A 14,895-nucleotide genomic window follows, 5' to 3' on the forward strand; every position below is an offset into this window, starting at 1 on the left:
TTACGTCCTTGTAACACTCGTCACAGGGTGAGCCCCAACCACTTGCTTCTCGCAGGTCTCCCGGGTTAGAACGTGACCCCGCTGCGCAGCATGACATTGGCGAAGGGGGTGGCCTCCCCCGTCCGCACAATGAGCCGTGCGGACGGGAGGAGGGCCTTGAACTCTTCATGGCTGACTGTTTCGGGCTTCAGCCCTGCCGACACGAGCTGCTGCTCCACGCCGGTGCCTCCGGCTTCCTCCGCCATGAGCGCCCCTTCTACCTCGATGTCCTCGAGCAATGCAGCCAGCACCTGTTCAAAGGACGGGATGCCTTTGACCAGGGCCAGGTCGACGGCGGGCACACCGGCCGGGATGGGCAGGCCGCAGTCCGCCACCACCACCAGGTGTCCGTGGCCGAGGCCAGCGATGGCGGCGTTCAGGGGTGCGTTGAGGATGCCGGTTTTTTTCATGAGGCGAAATCAGCCACGTTCTCGGTGTTCACGGTGGTGACCGGAACGGGGATGGTGGCTTCCACGGTTTCGCCGTCAAGGAGCTGGGCCAGCACCTCGACTGAGCGCTTGCCCAGCTCAGCCGGCTGCTGGGCGATGGTGGCGGTGAGGGTCCCGTCCTGGATGGCCGCGAAGCCGCCCTCGGTGCCGTCGAAGCCCACCACGGAAACCTCGGTGCCTGCACGGTCACCCAGGGCCTGGATGGCACCCAGCGCCATTTCGTCGTTTTCAGCGAAGACGCCGGTCACGCCGGGGTTTGCCTGCAGCAGGTTGGTCGCAACGTTCAGGGCTTCGGCGCGGTCAAAGTTGGCCGTCTGCTGCGCTGCCACCTTGATGCCCGGGTAGGCCTTCAGTCCTTCAGCGAAGCCGGCTCCGCGGTCGCGGCTGGCCGAGGTTCCCGCTACGCCCTGCAGGATGATGATCTCGCCTTCACCGCCCATGGCCTTGGCCAGCTCTTCCGCTGCCTGGCGTCCGCCGGCCACGTTGTCGCTGGAGACCAGGGACTGCACTTCGGCACCGTTCACCGTGCGGTCCGCAGCAACAATCGGGGTTTCGTTGGCCAGCAGCGGGCTGATGGACGCCGCTGCCGCATCGGAGTCCACCGGGTTGATGATCACGCCGTCGGTACCGGACGTGGCAGCCGTAGCCAGCTGGTTGGTCTGGGTCGCCGAGTCATTCTGGGCATCCAGGACGTCAAGCTCAAGGCCGGCGGCTTCAGCCGCGGACTGCGCACCGTCGCGGAGCTCCACGAAGAACGGGTTGTTCAGCGTGGAGACGGCCAGGGTGATGTTGCCGCCCCCGGCGGAGGCGTCGTCGCCGCGGTTGCAGGCGGTGGCGGTCAGCAGCAGGCCCAGGGATACGGTCAGTGCCGCGGTCTTGCGGGCGGAGGAGAACTTCATTGTTGTTTCCTTTGGATGGGAGGGGACATGGATCCGGAGCAGGTTCAGCACCGGACCGCGGGGAGGTGGAACAGAGGGGTCAGTGGGTGGAGTTTTTGCGCCGCAGTGCGTCCGCGCCGACGGCCAGGGCAATCACGAGGCCAATGACCACCTGCTGCCAGAAGGAGGAGACGTTCAGCAGGTTCAGCCCGTTGCGGATGACCACCAGGACAAGCGCGCCGATGAGGGTTCCGCTGATCCGTCCGATGCCGCCGGCAAGGGAGGCACCGCCGATGACGACGGCGGCAATGGCGTCCAGCTCATAGCCCGAGGCGGCCTGGGGCTGGGCCGAATCGAGGCGCCCGGAGAGCAGGAGGCCGGCCAGTGCGGCAAAGAGCCCGGACAGTGCGAAGACGGTCACCAGGACGCGGCGCACTGGGATACCGGAGAGGCGTGCCGCTTCGGTGTTGCCGCCGACGGCGTACATGTAGCGGCCAATCACGGTGTAGTTCAGGATCAGGGCGGCTGCTATGCCGGCAAGGATCAGGACCACGATGGGCATGGGGATTGGTCCCACGTTGCCGCCCAGGAAGGAAACCTCGTCCGCGGTGGGAATCGGCCGGCCGTCGGAGAGGACCAGCGTCAGCCCGCGGGCGATGCTCAGCATGGCCAGGGTGGCGATGAACGAGGGCAGCCGGCCGTAGGCCACGGCAAAGCCGCTTACCGCGCCGCTCAGGGCGCCGATCAGCAGGCCGCCCACCAGCGCCACCCAGCCCGGCAGGTTGCCCTGCGTGAACATCCAGGCCGATCCCATGGCGGACAGTGCGGCCACCGAGCCGACGGAAAGGTCGATTCCGGCAGCCACGATCACGAACGTCATGCCGAAGGCCAGCACCGCGATCACGGAGGCCTGGATGCCGATGTTCAGGAGGTTCGGGCCTGTCAGGAAGTCCGGGGTGGCGATGAAGAGCGCCAGCCCCAGGACAACGAGTCCCACCAGGGCCCCGTTGTCCGCAAGAAACTTCCTGACCCGTGCACCTTTGGTCGGTGCCTGCTTCCGCACACCCGTTTCCGGTGTCTGCACCGCTGCCTTGTTCATGATCCGTCCTTCATCAGTTCGTCTTCCAGGTCACGCTGTACATCCCGCACCGCCAGCGACATCACGGCGTCCTGGGTGGCCCCGTCCGCGTCGAGTTCGCCGGCAATGTGCCCGCCGCTCATCACCAGGATCCGGTCGCTCATGCCCAGGACCTCAGGGAGTTCGCTGGACACCATGACAACGGCGCCGCCTGCTGCGGTGATGGCATTGATCAGCTCGTAGATTTCAACTTTGGCGCCCACATCCACGCCGCGGGTGGGCTCATCCAGCAGCAGCACGGTGGACTCGGCGACGATCCAGCGGCCAAACACCGCTTTCTGCTGGTTGCCGCCCGAGAGTGAGCCCACCGGCTGATCCAGGTTGTGCATGCGGATCTGCAGCCGATCCGCAACGTCCTGTGCACGACGGCGCTGGCCGGCGAAGTCCACCACTCCCGCTTTGGCGGTGGAAGCCAGGGTGGCGTAGCCGATGTTGTCATTGACTGCTGCGCCGAGCACCAGGCCCTGGACTTTGCGGTCCTCGGGCACGTGTCCGATGCCGGCGCGGATTGCGGCGCCAATGTCACCCTTGGGCAGCACGGAGCCGCGGACCTTTACGGTGCCGGAGGCGTAGGAGTCAGCTCCGGCAATGGCACGCACCACCTCGGTGCGTCCCGCTCCCATCAGGCCGGCCAGCGAGACAACCTCGCCGGCACGGACCGAGAAGGAGACGTCATTGATCAGTCCCCTGGTGGAAAGGCCCTCCACCTCGAGCAGGGTCTGCTGCGGGCCGCCGTAATCGCGGCGGCGCGGGAACTGCTGGCTGATCTCGCGGCCCACCATGAGGCGCACCAGCTCGTCTTCAGGGGTGTCGGCAGGCACTTCGGCAATGAACTTACCGTCGCGCAGCACCGAAACGGAGTCCCCGATGGCGGCGATTTCGTCCAGGTGGTGGGAGATGAAAACCATGCCCACTCCCTTGCGGCGCAGGTCTTCGACCACCTCGAAAAGCGAGGCAATTTCACGGTTGGTCAGTGCCGCCGTCGGCTCGTCCAAAATGAGCATCCGGGCGTTCAGGCTCAGTGCCTTGGCAATTTCCACCAGCTGCTGGCGGGCGATGCCCAGCTCCCCCACCGGCTGGTCGAGGTCTACGTCCAGGCCGATCAGGTTCAGCGCGGCGCGTGCCCGGGACTTCATGGCGCGGCGGTCCACGAGCCCGAATTTGCGCGGCATCCGTCCCAGGCAGATGTTCTCCGCCACGGACATGGAGCCCACAAGGTTGAGTTCCTGGTGAATGGTGGCAATGCCGAGGGCTTCAGCGGCGTTGGTGTCCGGCAGCGTCACCGGTTTGCCGTCAACGAGGATCCGTCCGCCGTCGGGCTGGTAGACACCGGACATCATTTTGATCAGGGTGGATTTGCCGGCACCGTTTTCACCCAGGAGCACCTGGACCTTGCCCGGACGCACATGGACCGTGACGCCGTCGATCACCGTCACCGGCCCAAAGGACTTGCTGACGCCCTCCAGCGTCAGGATGGAATTCTCGCTCATTCTGGGCTTCCTTCTGAAAGGCTCGGAGTCGAGCCGCGGATGATGAGCCTGCTGGGGAGCACCACGGACTGGGGTGATTCCCCGGCGATTTCCGCGATCAGCAGGTCAACGGCCAGACGCCCCATGGCGTGGACGTCGTGGGCTATGACCGTCAGCGCCGGGTTGACCAGCGTGAAGGCTTCAATGTCGTCGTAGGCCACAAAGGCAAGGTCACTGCCGATGGAGAGCGCGCGTTCGTTGCAGACTCCCACGGCTCCAATGCTCATCAGGCTGTCCGCTGCCAGCAGGGCGGCAGGCGGATTCTCCAGGTCCAGGAGGAAGCGCGCTCCGGCTGCGCCGCTGGCGGCCTGGAAATCACCGAAGTACACCAGATCGGCGTCCTGGTCGCTTCCGGTTTCGACGACGGCGGCGCGGAAGGCTTCCAGCCGCTCGCGGCCGGTGGAAGTTGCCTGGGGGCCCGCGATGTAACCGATCCGGGTGTGGCCGAGTCCGGCCAGGTGGCGGACGGCATCGGTGATTCCGCCGGCATTGTCCGCGGTAACGGTGGGGACCCCGGCGCCTTCGATGACGCGGTCCACAAACACTGTGGGCACCTCACCGGCGAGGAGGCCGGACAGGTCCCGGGCTTCACCCTGCGGAGCCGCGATCAGGCCGTCCACGCGCTGCGAGAGCATCACGTCCACGTAGCTGTCCTGCTGCTCCTGGCTTTCGTTGGCGTTGCCGAAAAGGGTGAGGTAGCCAAACTCGCGGGCGCGCTGCTCGACGGCGTGGGCCAGATCGGCAAAGAAGGGGTTGCGGACATCGGGCAGCAGCAGGCCGATGGTCTGGGTGCTGGTTTTGCGCAGGGACCGCGCCTGGGCGTTCGGGCGGAAGCCCAGTTCTTCGGCTGCCGTGCGGACGGCCTGGCGGGCTTCCTCGGAGGTCGCAGAGTGACCCGAGAGGACGCGGGAAGCAGTTGCCGCGGAGACGCCGGCCTTCTCTGCCACGTCCTTGATCGTCGTTGACCGCACACTGCTCCCTACACCGTTGTGGAATCGATTCCATGGAATCGATTCCAACTATGAGGCAGACCCCGGTGTGGTGTCAAACACGATTAGGGAGGGTACTGATTGTCAGCGGGCTCAGTTACGCCCCCGCAGAGCCTCACCGGGCAGCTTCGCGGACGGCGGGCCCGCGCCGCGGCAACCGGTATAAGGGCGGCAAAAGGGCGGTAAAAGGGCAGGTCAGACCGGAATGACGTCCCAATCCGGGGCGCCGTCCCAGCGCACATAGAGATCCTTGGGCAACGGCACTCCCCCGCGGTGGTACATGTGGAACTCCACCGCTTCGTTCTCGGCGAGGTTCATGCCGGCCGGGAGGTTCTTGGTGCTGACGCCCACCCGCGAACCGTCCACCACCACGTTCTCCAGGGTGTGTCCGCTGACGTTGCGCAGCAGGTAAGTGTCTTCGGCCGGGTTTTCGAGTCTCAGGGCGTTGCTCATGACGGCTCCCAATGGTGGGTGGAGGACGGGCCGCACAGCCGCGGAGGTTAGCGCGGGTCACCGCAGGGACAGGTATGCCTGTCGGACCATGCTACTGACGGACAGACCCGCCCCGGAACCCCCGGGGTGCCTGACGCGCGGGCCAGGGGCAAGCTGCCCGTTAGCCTGCGGCACCCATCCCGGAGACGTCCGGTGCCGAATATCCCACATGATCGAGCAGTACGGCAGCAGTCAGAGTGAACCCCCGCTCCGGGAGTGGTCCGGCACCTACGGCGGATTCTATCTGCTCCCGGAAGACGCCTGGGGCGTGTCCGTGGCGGCAGACGGCAGTCCGCACGCCAGATGCTGCTCCTGCAGCTGGGAACACGATGCCGGTACGGAGGAAGAGGCGGTGCGCATGATCACGGCACATCTGCGGGTGTCACATCCCGATGAGACGGGCGTGGTCAATCCCCGGGGCCGCACCCAGGAACCTGCCTAGACACTTCGGTACCCCAGGTCGGACTCGAACCGACAACACGCAGATTTTAAGTCTGTTGCCTCTGCCATTGGGCTACTGGGGCTGAAGCAAAGAGCTTCTGCTCAAGCCTACTGGATGGACGCTGAACCCCGGAAACAAAGGCGGCGGCCCCTCCTGCAGGAGGAACCGCCGCCGTTCGCATGACTGGAAGGCCTACTTAGCGGCCGTTTCCTTCTTCTTGGGCGGCGTGGCAGCCGCCTTGAAGGTTGCACGCGGGTTCTTCAGGTTCCGCAGATCCGTCAGGTCGCGGCGGAACGCGACGTTCAGGATCCAGCCCGAGATGACGCGGGCCTTGCGCTCGAACATGGGCATGGCCATGCCGTGGTAGCCGCGGTGTGCCAGCCAGGCCGGGAAGCCCTTCATGCCGAAGCCCATGATGTTGGCAACGCCCTTGAACTGGCCCAGGCCGGCAACCGCGCCGAGGCTCTTGTGGTTGTACTCTTCAACGCTGCCCTCGCCGTAGCGTGCGGCTACGATGTTCTTGGCCAGCAGCTTGGCCTGGCGCACTGCGTGCTGGGCGTTCGGAACGCAGAAGCCGCCCACGCCGCCGCCGGAGAGGTCCGGAACGGCGGAGACGTCGCCGGCGGCCCAGGCACCCTCAAGGGGGCCGTCGTCGCCGGTGATACGCAGTTCAGCGTTGGCACGGACGCGGCCGCGCTCGTCAATCGGGAAGTCCGTGGCGCGGACCATGGGGTTGGCCTGCACGCCGGCGGTCCAGATCAGGGTGTCCGTGCCGAACTCGCCGGCCGGGGACTTGTCCGCCATGTTGATGAGCTTCAGGACGCCGCCCTCAGCCGATGCCAGCGAGGTGTTCAGCAGCACCTCGATGCCGCGCTCGCGCATGCTGGAGACAACCCACTCGGCCTGGTCGGGCTTGACCTCGGGCATAACCCGGCCCATGGCTTCGATGAGGACGAAGCGGAGGTCTTCACGCTTCAGCCGGTCATTGAGGCGTGCGGCGTCGCGCGCCATGTCCTCAATTTCGGTGAGGGTTTCGATGCCGGCAAAGCCGCCGCCGACGACGACGAAGGTCAGGGCGCGCTCGCGCTCCGGACCGGCGGGCATCAGCGAAGCGGTTTCGATGCGCTCCAGCACGTGGTTGCGGGTGGCCACGGCTTCTTCAATGCTCTTCATGCCAATGCCGGCCTCGGCAAGGCCCGGGATCGGGAAGGTGCGGGTGATCGAGCCTGCGGCCAGGACAACGTCCTCGTAGGGAAGCTCGAAGGGCTCTCCGCCGTCTGACGGTTCAACCGTAGCCGTGCGGGCGGCGTGGTTGATGGACACAACCTTGCCGGTGATCAGCTCAGTGTTCTTCAGGTGCATGCGGTGGGATACGACGGCGTCACGCGCTTCGATCGTGCCTGCGGCAACCTCGGGAAGGAACGGCTGGTAAGTCATGTAGGGCAGCGGGTCCACGACGGTGACGATGCCGCCCTCAGCCTTGACCTTGTTCTGGAGGTTCTTCGCCACGTAGAGCCCTACGTAGCCACCGCCAACCACCAAGACGCGGGGACGGTCTGAAAACTGGGTTTTAGATGCCATACCCCCATGCTACCCCTTGTTTGTGAAAACCTTCACGAGAGTTTCGGGGGCTCAAAATCGCCGGTGTCCCCGTCCTCCGGAGCTGGCCATTCCGCTTCCCGCCGGCGTGCCCGGACAACGGCCGCAGTGCCTGCCGCTGCCACGGCCAGCGTCAGTCCGGAGAAGCCCAGGACAAGCGCTCCGGGCAGCAAATCGGGCTCCGTTCCGGGCGGCAGGGCCGCCGGGACGGTGGGCTCGGGCAGGTTCGGTGCCGTCGGTTCCACGGCCACAGGAGCGTCCGTTGCCGGAGCCGTGGAAGTGTCCCGGCGATGGATGCGGATCCAGTCGGCAATGTTGCCCAGCGGGTTGGCGGTTACCGGCGGAACATCGGAGGTCAGCGCCGCTTCCGCGTCCAGGATTCCGTAGCCGTACAGGGTGTCCTGTCCCGGAGCACCGGCGTCGCGTGCTGTGCTGATGATGCGGTTGATGACCTCCGCTGCGCTCAGGTTGGGATAGGCGGAACGGATCAGGGCAGCGGTACCGGCCACCAGCGGCGCTGCACCGGAGGTTCCGTTCCAGTCCGCATACCGGGCCGGCCCGCCGGGCAGGCCGCCCACCAGGTTCTCCGCCGGGGCCGCAACGCCAATGCTGATTCCCTCGGAGGATGAGTCCAGGCTTGCCTGGCCGTTGCGGTCCAAACCGGCCACCGTCAGCACCCCGGGGATGGTGGCGGGAGCTCCCACCTGGACTATCCCTATGCCGCGGTTACCGGCGGCCACCACCACCACCACGTCCTGCTGCTCGGCGTAGAGGAAGGCGTCGTCCCAGCTTTCCGGCCAGGAGGGGGAGCTGCTGCCCAGGGACATGTTGATGACTTTGGCGCCGTTGTCCACGGACCACCGGATGGCCGCCGGGATCTGGTCCTCAATGGGAATGCCGGCCGGGTTGTCCGGCCCGATCCAGGCCGACACGGCGAGCAGTTCCGCCTTGGGTGCTACGCCGATGATGCCCTCGGAGTTCTTCTTTTCCTTGGCGGGCGCCGGTTCCTTCTCCTCATCCTTATTCCCGCCCTTCGTGGGCGAGGGGGTTGGAGAAGGCACTGCCGGCTCATGGCCCCGTCCGGCGAGCAGCGTTGCCACCAGGGTCCCGTGCGAGGGATTGGCGCCGAGCCCGCTGCTTCCGTCCGGGCTGCCGGCACCGGAGACGTCGGTTCCCCCGGTGACTGCGCCCACGAGGTCCGGGTGGGCGGGATCAATTCCGGTGTCGATGACCGCCACCTTCACGCCCTCGCCCTGGCTCACGGCCCAGGCTTTGTCGAAGCCGTAGTCCGACAGCCAGTACTGCTTGTCCCGCCAATCGTCGGCAGCGGCCGGGGCAGCCGGAAGGAGGGTGAGCACCAGCAGCACTGCTGCCAGGATTCCGCCCCGCCCCCTTCGCTGCCGCCGTGCGGAAACCGCCGACGCCGGGGTCACCGTGCGGCGCTCAGTGCTATGCCGTCCAGGATGTCGTGCTCACTGGTGATCGCCGAGGAGACCCTGCCGTCCGTCAGTTCCGACACGCGGTCCACGATGGTCTGCCAGATCAGTGCGCCGGCACCGATGACGTCCACCCGGCCCGGATGCATGTACGGCAGCGCCGCCCGCTCATCGCGGTCCATGTGCAGCAGCTCGGCGGCGGCCTGGTCGATGCGGGAAATGTCCAGTTCCGTCCCGTGGATGGCCTCGGCGGAGTACTCCGGCAGGCTCAGGGCGTGCGCCGTCACCGTGGTGATGGTGCCGGCAACTCCCACCAGCCGGTCGGCCTCGGCCAGCGGAACCGTGGAGAGCACCCTGGCAATCATGTCCAGGACATCTCCGCGCGCCAGGGCAATCTGGGCTTCGGTGGGCGGATTGGAGGTGAGATGGCGTTCGGTGAACCGCACGCAGCCCATATCGGTGCTCTTGGCCGCCAGTACGGTGTCCGAAGTGCCGAGGACGAACTCGGTGCTGCCGCCGCCGAGGTCCACCACCAGTGTTTTGGCGCCGTTGTCCGAGCCCAGGACGCTGGTGGCTCCGGCGAAGGACAGGGCCGCCTCCTCGTCTCCGCTGATGACCTCGGGCTCCACACCCAGGCGCTCACGGATCCCCGCTGTGAATTCCGCGCGGTTCTCCGCGTCGCGGCTCGCGGAGGTGGCCACGAACCGGATGTGTTCAGCTCCGTGCTCGCGGATGAGGGCAGCGTATTCGTCCGCTGCCTCGAAGGTGCGCTGCAGTGCCTCAGGCGCCAGCCGGCCGGTGGCGTCCACGCCCTGTCCCAGCCGGTTCACCCGCATCAGGCGGACGACGTCGGTCAGCTTTGTTGCGCCGCCGTCCCGGGTCACGTCGGCGATCAGCAGGCGGATGGAATTGGTTCCGCAGTCAACAGCGGCAACCCTGGTGGCCTGGCGGCGCGCGGCACGCTTGGCATCCAGTTCCTCCGGAGACAGGCCCTGGGTTTTGGTGTGCCGGCTCAGGTCACGGCTGGGCGCCGCACCCGTGGTGTCCCATGCGCCCTCACAGTAGCAGCGGTCCGCAGTCCACCATTCGGAGATGCGCTCCAGGGCTTCGTCGCCCAGCGGGTTCACCCCGGGACCGGCGGCCAGCGAGTGGCCCACCAGCACATGCAGGCACTTCACCCGGGTGGGCATCCCGCCGGCGGAGACGCCGTCGATCTCGGGAACAGGACCCACACCGGTGCGGGCACCAATCTCATTGCGGACCTGGAGATACGCCTCATGCGCTTCCCGGTAGCGGGCGGCAAGCTCCGTATCCTGCTCCAGCCGCTCGGTCATTTCGGTCATGAGACCGGCGGCTTCAAGCCGGGAAACGGCCGCGGTGATCACCGGATGCGTCAAGTAGTAGGTGGTCGGGAAAGGAATGCCGTTGCTCAGGCGCGGAGCCGTGGTGGCAACAAGGGGATTCCCGCAGACACAGCGGGCACCGATCTCGACGACGTCGCGTGCCGGCCTGCCGAGCTGCCGGCTCAGTGTCTCCAAGTCTTCGGAGGTGGGGGTGAGCTGCTCCTGGGTCATGCCGGAGGTTCCTTCCTGGGGGCCTGGGACGGCCCGGGTTATTGATAACTGCGCTGCTTCTAAGATTACTGTGCGCAGGAAGCCGCGGCGTCCGGGGCCGCCGCAGGGGCTGCACGTTTAGGCGGCGTTGGCGGCCCTCTTGACGGAGTCCCACAGCGCATCAACCCACTGCAGGTCCTCTTCCTCTTCCTGGGCTTCCTGCTCCGCCTCCTCCACCCCGTCCTCACCCTTGACCAGGTACCGGGTCTCCCCCGGCATGACCAGGAAAATCCGTTCCCGGGCCTGCTGCTTGATGTAGTTGGGGTCCTCCCAGCGCTGGAGCTCTGTTTCCAGGGCGCCGGAGGTTTCCTTCTGCTGGGCAATCTCCGCTTCCAGGGCTGCGATGTCCGAGCGCTGGTGCAGGTAGGTGTTCACCGAAGGCGCCAGCAGGACCATGACCACCAGGGTGACCATGGCCAGGACCAGCAGCCGGCCGGAGAAGGCCTTCGCCGGAACGGGACGCAGCTCATCCGATGACTCCGCAGGCGATGCTGCTGCGCCGGTGTCTTCGGACAGAATCCGGGAACGCCGCCGCAGCCGGCCGGCAGCGGCAGCGGCCTTGCCCGGCGCTCCTGCGTCCTCGGGGGATCCTGCGCTGTCCGGGCCGGAAGGCTTGGCGGCCTTGGCCCGGGACCTGGTTTTGGGGGGTGCTGTCTTTTTTGCCGCCGGATCTTCCCGTGCCGGATCAGACGTTCCCTCCACCGGTTTTGTGGCGCTGATGGTGTCCGGCTCCGCCGCCTCGTTTCGCTTCCGGGCCGGCTTTTGCGCACTTCGGCCGGTGCGCCCCTCGGTGCTGGAGCCGTCCCCGCCGGATGCCTTGGGGACTTTTGGACGTCGGGTGGGCATGGAACTCCTTGATAAAACGGACTGGCCCGAGGCGCAGCATTCAGTGACGGGGGCTTAAACACAACTGGCGGGCACCCTCGTTAACGAGGGTACCCACCAGCAGCCGGCTTACTCGGCCGTGAAACGCGGGAACGCGCTGCGTCCTGCGTAACGGGCGGCGTCGTCGAGCTCCTCTTCGATGCGCAGCAGCTGGTTGTACTTGGCTACGCGCTCGGAACGGGCGGGGGCACCGGTCTTGATCTGGCCTGCGTTGGTGGCCACGCAGATGTCAGCGATGGTGGTGTCCTCGGTTTCGCCGGACCGGTGCGAGGTGATGGTGGTGTACCCGGCACGCTGTGCCATGGTGATGGCGTCCAGGGTTTCGGAGAGTGTACCGATCTGGTTGACCTTGACCAGCAGGGAGTTGGCGGCGTTCTGCTTGATGCCGGTCTCCAGGCGGGTGGGATTGGTGACGAACAGGTCATCTCCCACGAGCTGGACCTTGTCGCCAAGGCGTGCAGTCAGAGCTGTCCAGCCGTCCCAGTCATTTTCGTCCAGCGGGTCCTCAATGGAAACCAGCGGGTAGTCGCGGACCAGTTCCTCGTAGTACGCGGACATTTCCTCGGCGCTGCGGTTCTGGCCTTCGAAGACGTAGGCGCCGTCCTTGAAGAACTCGGAGGAGGCAACGTCCAGCGCCAGGGCGATGTCCGTTCCCGGGGTGTAGCCGGCGCGGGTGATGGCCTCGAGGATCAGGTCCAGGGCTGCACGGTTGGACGGCAGGTTCGGAGCGAAGCCGCCTTCGTCGCCAAGGCCGGTGGAGAGGTTCTTCTCCTTCAGTACGGACTTGAGGTTGTGGTAGACCTCAACACCCCAGCGCAGGCCCTCGGAGTAGGTCTGTGCGCCCAGGGGAACAATCATGAATTCCTGGATGTCGACGTCGGAATCCGCGTGCGAGCCGCCGTTGAGGATGTTCATCAGCGGCACGGGCAGGATGTGCGCGTTGGGTCCGCCGAGGTAGCGGTACAGCGGCAGGGCTGCGGATTCGGCTGCGGCGCGGGCCACGGCCAGGGAAACGCCGAGAATGGCGTTGGCGCCCAGGCCGGACTTGTTCTCGGTGCCGTCCAGGTCGATCATGGCCTGGTCGATGGCGCGCTGGTCGGCGGCGTCGAAGCCCAGCAGTGCCGGCTGGATCTGCTCGATGACCGCTTCAACGGCCTGCAGGACTCCCTTGCCCTGGTAGCGGGTCTTTTCGCCGTCACGGCGCTCATTGGCTTCGAAAGCTCCGGTGGATGCGCCGGAGGGAACCGCTGCGCGGCCAAACGTGTCATCATCCAGCAGAACCTCTACCTCAACGGTGGGGTTTCCGCGGGAATCCAGGATTTCGCGGGCGTGAATGGCATCAATGATTGCCATGGGAATGCTCCTGTTCGTTGGAACGCTAGGGGTAACTTGAGCCCGGCCTATGAAAAGGGCCACGCTGTCTGCTTCCAGCCTAGTTGAAATGGGCGCGGTAGTAAGGCCCCGGGCCGCCAAACCGACTTATATCCGGTCGCACACGGACCGGTGTTTCCGATCGTGAGCCCCCTGCTGACCCGTGGAGCGGCCGGTCAGCCGGTGAAGCGGCGGACTGCGGCCCGCAGCGCTGCTTCCGCGTCCAGCCCCTGCGCCTGTGCCTGGCGCACGACATCGAACAGGTGCTCGCCCAGCTCGTCGGAGTCCTGCCACACGCGCTCCGGTGCTGCGGCCGGAGCCACGGGCCAAACCTCCCGCCCGGCACGGCGGGCACGGTCCAGGGTTTTGGCCGCCAGCAGGAGTGCCGGCAATCCCGCCGGAATGCCGTCAAACGGGGAGCTGCGGCCGGGTTTCTCGCGTTTTTTGGCCTCGTCCCAGGCACGCTCAATGTCTGCGGGGTCGTCGGTGGTTTCCGTTCGGACGGAGCCGTCGGAGGCAAAAACGTGCGGATTGCGGCGGATCATTTTCGCAGTCAGAGAATCCACCACGTCACCGATGCCGAAGTGACCGGATTCTTCCTGCAGGCGGGCATGCAGCAGAACCTGGAACAGTACGTCGCCCAGCTCGCCGGCGAGCTCCCCGGCATCCTGCGGTCCGGTGTGCCCTGCTTCCACCGCCTCGACAACCTCGTAGGCTTCTTCGACAAGGTATTCCAGCAGGGATTCGTGCGTCAGTGCTGCCGTCCAGGGACAGCGTTCACGCAGGACGGCGATGATCCCGGCCAGGCGGGTGAACCGCCGGCCCAGGTCACCGCCGTCGCTGTTTGGTGCTGAATCAGCCACGGGCCCGGTTGAAGCCTTCCGTCACATAGGCGGCCAGCGCGTCACGTTCCTCCAGCGGAAGGAAGGCGGCGTCCACGGCGTTCATGGTGAGTTCCAGGATGTCGTCCAGGTCATAGGCAAAGGCTTCGGCCAGCAGCTCGAACTCGCCGGTCAGCGTGACACCGCTCATCAGGCGGTTGTCGGTGTTCACCGTCACCTGGAAACCCGTCTGGTACAGCAGGTCGACCGGGTGGGATTCGATGTCCCCGCCAAAGGAGGCAATGGCACCGGTCTGCAGGTTGGAAGAGGGGCAGATCTCCAGCGGGATGCCGCGGTCCCGAACCCAGCCGGCCACCTGACCAATGGTCACCATGCCCACAGCGGTGTCATCCCCGAGGCTGTCCGCGGCGCTCCCGGCGTCGTCGGCCTCTTCGTCGAAGTCCACTTCGATGTCCTCGGCGATCCGCACACCGTGTCCCAGGCGCAGCGCGCGCCCGTGCACGAGGGCGTCCCTGATGCTGTCCACGCCTGCGGCTTCGCCGGCATGCACAGTGACCGGGAACTGCTGTTCCGCCAGGTAAGTGAAAGCGTCAGCGAAGCGGGAGGCCGGGAAGCCGTCCTCCGCCCCGGCAATGTCAAAGCCCACGGCTCCGTTGTGGCGGTGCCGCACGGCCAGTTCGGCGATTTCCATGCCGCGGTCGCCGTGGCGCATGGCGGTGATGAGCTGGCCAACCTGAATCAGGCGCCCCTGCTCTTCCACCGCGTCCACTCCCGCGTCCAGACCGTCCTGGACGGCTTCGACGGCTTCGTCAAGGCTCAGCCCGCCCTTGAGGTGCTGCTCCGGTGCCCAGCGGATTTCAGCGTAGATCACGCCGTCGTCGGCGAGGTCCTCCACGAATTCGCGGGCCACCCGCGCCAGGCCCTCACGGGTCTGCATCACGGCAATCGTGTGGTCAAAGGTTTCCAGGTACCGGACCAGGGAGCCGGAGTCCGCAGACTCGCGGAACCACTCCCCCAGTGCCACCGGATCGGTGGAGGGCAGCTCGTGTCCGGCCTGGCCGGCCAGCTCGATGATCGTGGCGGGACGCAGTCCGCCGTCAAGATGGTCATGCAGCGAAACCTTGGGCAGGCTGCGGATGTCGAGGGCAGGGTCAGCGGCGGCAAGAAGAATAGGCTCAGTCACGGTTCCAACT

General features: G+C 66.4%; 14 protein-coding genes, 1 tRNA gene and 1 pseudogene. 1 reads left to right on the top strand and 15 read right to left on the bottom strand.

Features of this window, described 5'->3' with window-relative positions; genetic code table 11:
• Positions 1 to 65: 65 nt before the first annotated feature.
• The 6 genes from rbsD to QMA10_RS02540 all read right to left on the bottom strand — a co-directional run bounded on the left by rbsD (position 66) and on the right by QMA10_RS02540 (position 5,475).
• Positions 66 to 449 carry a D-ribose pyranase gene (rbsD, locus tag QMA10_RS02515; protein WP_290165852.1) on the bottom strand — a complete coding sequence of 128 codons (384 nt, stop codon included), beginning with the start codon at positions 447 to 449 and terminating at the stop codon, positions 66 to 68.
• The gene (locus tag QMA10_RS02520) at positions 446 to 1,387 is read right to left on the bottom strand and encodes a substrate-binding domain-containing protein (protein WP_290165854.1); all 942 of its coding nucleotides are present in this window, start codon (positions 1,385 to 1,387) and stop codon (positions 446 to 448) included. The genes rbsD and QMA10_RS02520 overlap by 4 nt, the downstream gene beginning before the upstream one ends.
• 79 nt (positions 1,388 to 1,466) lie before the next feature.
• Entirely contained in the window at positions 1,467 to 2,465 is a 999-nt protein-coding gene (locus tag QMA10_RS02525; protein ID WP_290165856.1) for an ABC transporter permease, read from the bottom strand.
• The gene (locus QMA10_RS02530) at positions 2,462 to 3,994 is read right to left on the bottom strand and encodes a sugar ABC transporter ATP-binding protein (protein WP_290165857.1); all 1,533 of its coding nucleotides are present in this window, start codon (positions 3,992 to 3,994) and stop codon (positions 2,462 to 2,464) included. The genes QMA10_RS02525 and QMA10_RS02530 overlap by 4 nt, the downstream gene beginning before the upstream one ends.
• Positions 3,991 to 5,004 (bottom strand): LacI family DNA-binding transcriptional regulator, encoded by a 1,014-nt coding sequence (locus QMA10_RS02535; protein WP_290165859.1) that lies wholly within the window; start codon positions 5,002 to 5,004, stop codon positions 3,991 to 3,993. The genes QMA10_RS02530 and QMA10_RS02535 overlap by 4 nt, the downstream gene beginning before the upstream one ends.
• Before the next feature lie 213 nt (positions 5,005 to 5,217).
• Positions 5,218 to 5,475 (bottom strand): hypothetical protein, encoded by a 258-nt coding sequence (locus tag QMA10_RS02540; RefSeq protein WP_290165861.1) that lies wholly within the window; start codon positions 5,473 to 5,475, stop codon positions 5,218 to 5,220.
• Between the two features lie 208 nt (positions 5,476 to 5,683).
• On the opposite strand from QMA10_RS02540, the gene QMA10_RS02545 reads away from it, so the two are divergent.
• Positions 5,684 to 5,956 (top strand): hypothetical protein, encoded by a 273-nt coding sequence (locus QMA10_RS02545; RefSeq protein WP_290165863.1) that lies wholly within the window; start codon positions 5,684 to 5,686, stop codon positions 5,954 to 5,956.
• Between the two features lie 9 nt (positions 5,957 to 5,965).
• On the opposite strand, the gene QMA10_RS02550 is transcribed toward QMA10_RS02545, so the two are convergent.
• From QMA10_RS02550 to QMA10_RS02585, 9 genes and pseudogenes are all read right to left on the bottom strand, one after another.
• Positions 5,966 to 6,038 (bottom strand) — tRNA-Leu (locus QMA10_RS02550).
• A 110-nt stretch (positions 6,039 to 6,148) separates the two neighbouring features.
• A complete protein-coding gene (locus QMA10_RS02555; protein WP_290165866.1) occupies positions 6,149 to 7,537 on the bottom strand; it encodes an FAD-dependent oxidoreductase in 1,389 nt (462 codons plus the stop codon).
• Positions 7,538 to 7,569: 32 nt separating this feature from the next.
• Complete coding sequence (locus tag QMA10_RS02560) at positions 7,570 to 8,934, bottom strand: S8 family serine peptidase (protein ID WP_290166103.1); 1,365 nt, start codon at positions 8,932 to 8,934, stop codon at positions 7,570 to 7,572.
• Positions 8,935 to 8,984: 50 nt separating this feature from the next.
• Positions 8,985 to 9,875, bottom strand: a complete 891-nt coding sequence (locus QMA10_RS17645) for a Ppx/GppA phosphatase family protein (RefSeq protein ID WP_356833541.1) — start codon at positions 9,873 to 9,875, stop codon at positions 8,985 to 8,987.
• Between the two features lie 102 nt (positions 9,876 to 9,977).
• Positions 9,978 to 10,565 (bottom strand): annotated as a pseudogene (locus QMA10_RS17650) (DUF501 domain-containing protein); the annotation flags it as partial.
• Between the two features lie 117 nt (positions 10,566 to 10,682).
• Complete coding sequence (locus tag QMA10_RS02570; protein WP_290165870.1) at positions 10,683 to 11,450, bottom strand: septum formation initiator family protein; 768 nt, start codon at positions 11,448 to 11,450, stop codon at positions 10,683 to 10,685.
• Positions 11,451 to 11,558: 108 nt separating this feature from the next.
• Positions 11,559 to 12,842 carry a phosphopyruvate hydratase gene (gene eno, locus QMA10_RS02575; RefSeq protein ID WP_290165872.1) on the bottom strand — a complete coding sequence of 428 codons (1,284 nt, stop codon included), beginning with the start codon at positions 12,840 to 12,842 and terminating at the stop codon, positions 11,559 to 11,561.
• Between the two features lie 194 nt (positions 12,843 to 13,036).
• Positions 13,037 to 13,723, bottom strand: coding sequence for a MazG nucleotide pyrophosphohydrolase domain-containing protein (locus QMA10_RS02580; protein ID WP_290165874.1), 687 nt, complete (start codon positions 13,721 to 13,723; stop codon positions 13,037 to 13,039).
• Entirely contained in the window at positions 13,716 to 14,885 is a 1,170-nt protein-coding gene (locus tag QMA10_RS02585) for an adenosine deaminase (protein WP_290165876.1), read from the bottom strand. The genes QMA10_RS02580 and QMA10_RS02585 overlap by 8 nt, the downstream gene beginning before the upstream one ends.
• Positions 14,886 to 14,895 lie beyond the last annotated feature (10 nt).

The sequence above is a fragment of the Arthrobacter sp. APC 3897 genome (assembly GCF_030407495.1).
Taxonomy (GTDB): domain Bacteria; phylum Actinomycetota; class Actinomycetes; order Actinomycetales; family Micrococcaceae; genus Arthrobacter_B.

Coding starts and splice junctions, on each gene's coding strand:
- rbsD (WP_290165852.1), bottom strand. CDS start 449: ATGAAAAAAACCGGCATCCTCAACGCACCCCTGAACGCCGCCATCGCT.
- QMA10_RS02520 (WP_290165854.1), bottom strand. CDS start 1,387: ATGAAGTTCTCCTCCGCCCGCAAGACCGCGGCACTGACCGTATCCCTG.
- QMA10_RS02525 (WP_290165856.1), bottom strand. CDS start 2,465: ATGAACAAGGCAGCGGTGCAGACACCGGAAACGGGTGTGCGGAAGCAG.
- QMA10_RS02530 (WP_290165857.1), bottom strand. CDS start 3,994: ATGAGCGAGAATTCCATCCTGACGCTGGAGGGCGTCAGCAAGTCCTTT.
- QMA10_RS02540 (WP_290165861.1), bottom strand. CDS start 5,475: ATGAGCAACGCCCTGAGACTCGAAAACCCGGCCGAAGACACTTACCTG.
- QMA10_RS02545 (WP_290165863.1), top strand. CDS start 5,684: ATGATCGAGCAGTACGGCAGCAGTCAGAGTGAACCCCCGCTCCGGGAG.
- QMA10_RS02555 (WP_290165866.1), bottom strand. CDS start 7,537: ATGGCATCTAAAACCCAGTTTTCAGACCGTCCCCGCGTCTTGGTGGTT.
- QMA10_RS02570 (WP_290165870.1), bottom strand. CDS start 11,450: ATGCCCACCCGACGTCCAAAAGTCCCCAAGGCATCCGGCGGGGACGGC.
- eno (WP_290165872.1), bottom strand. CDS start 12,842: ATGGCAATCATTGATGCCATTCACGCCCGCGAAATCCTGGATTCCCGC.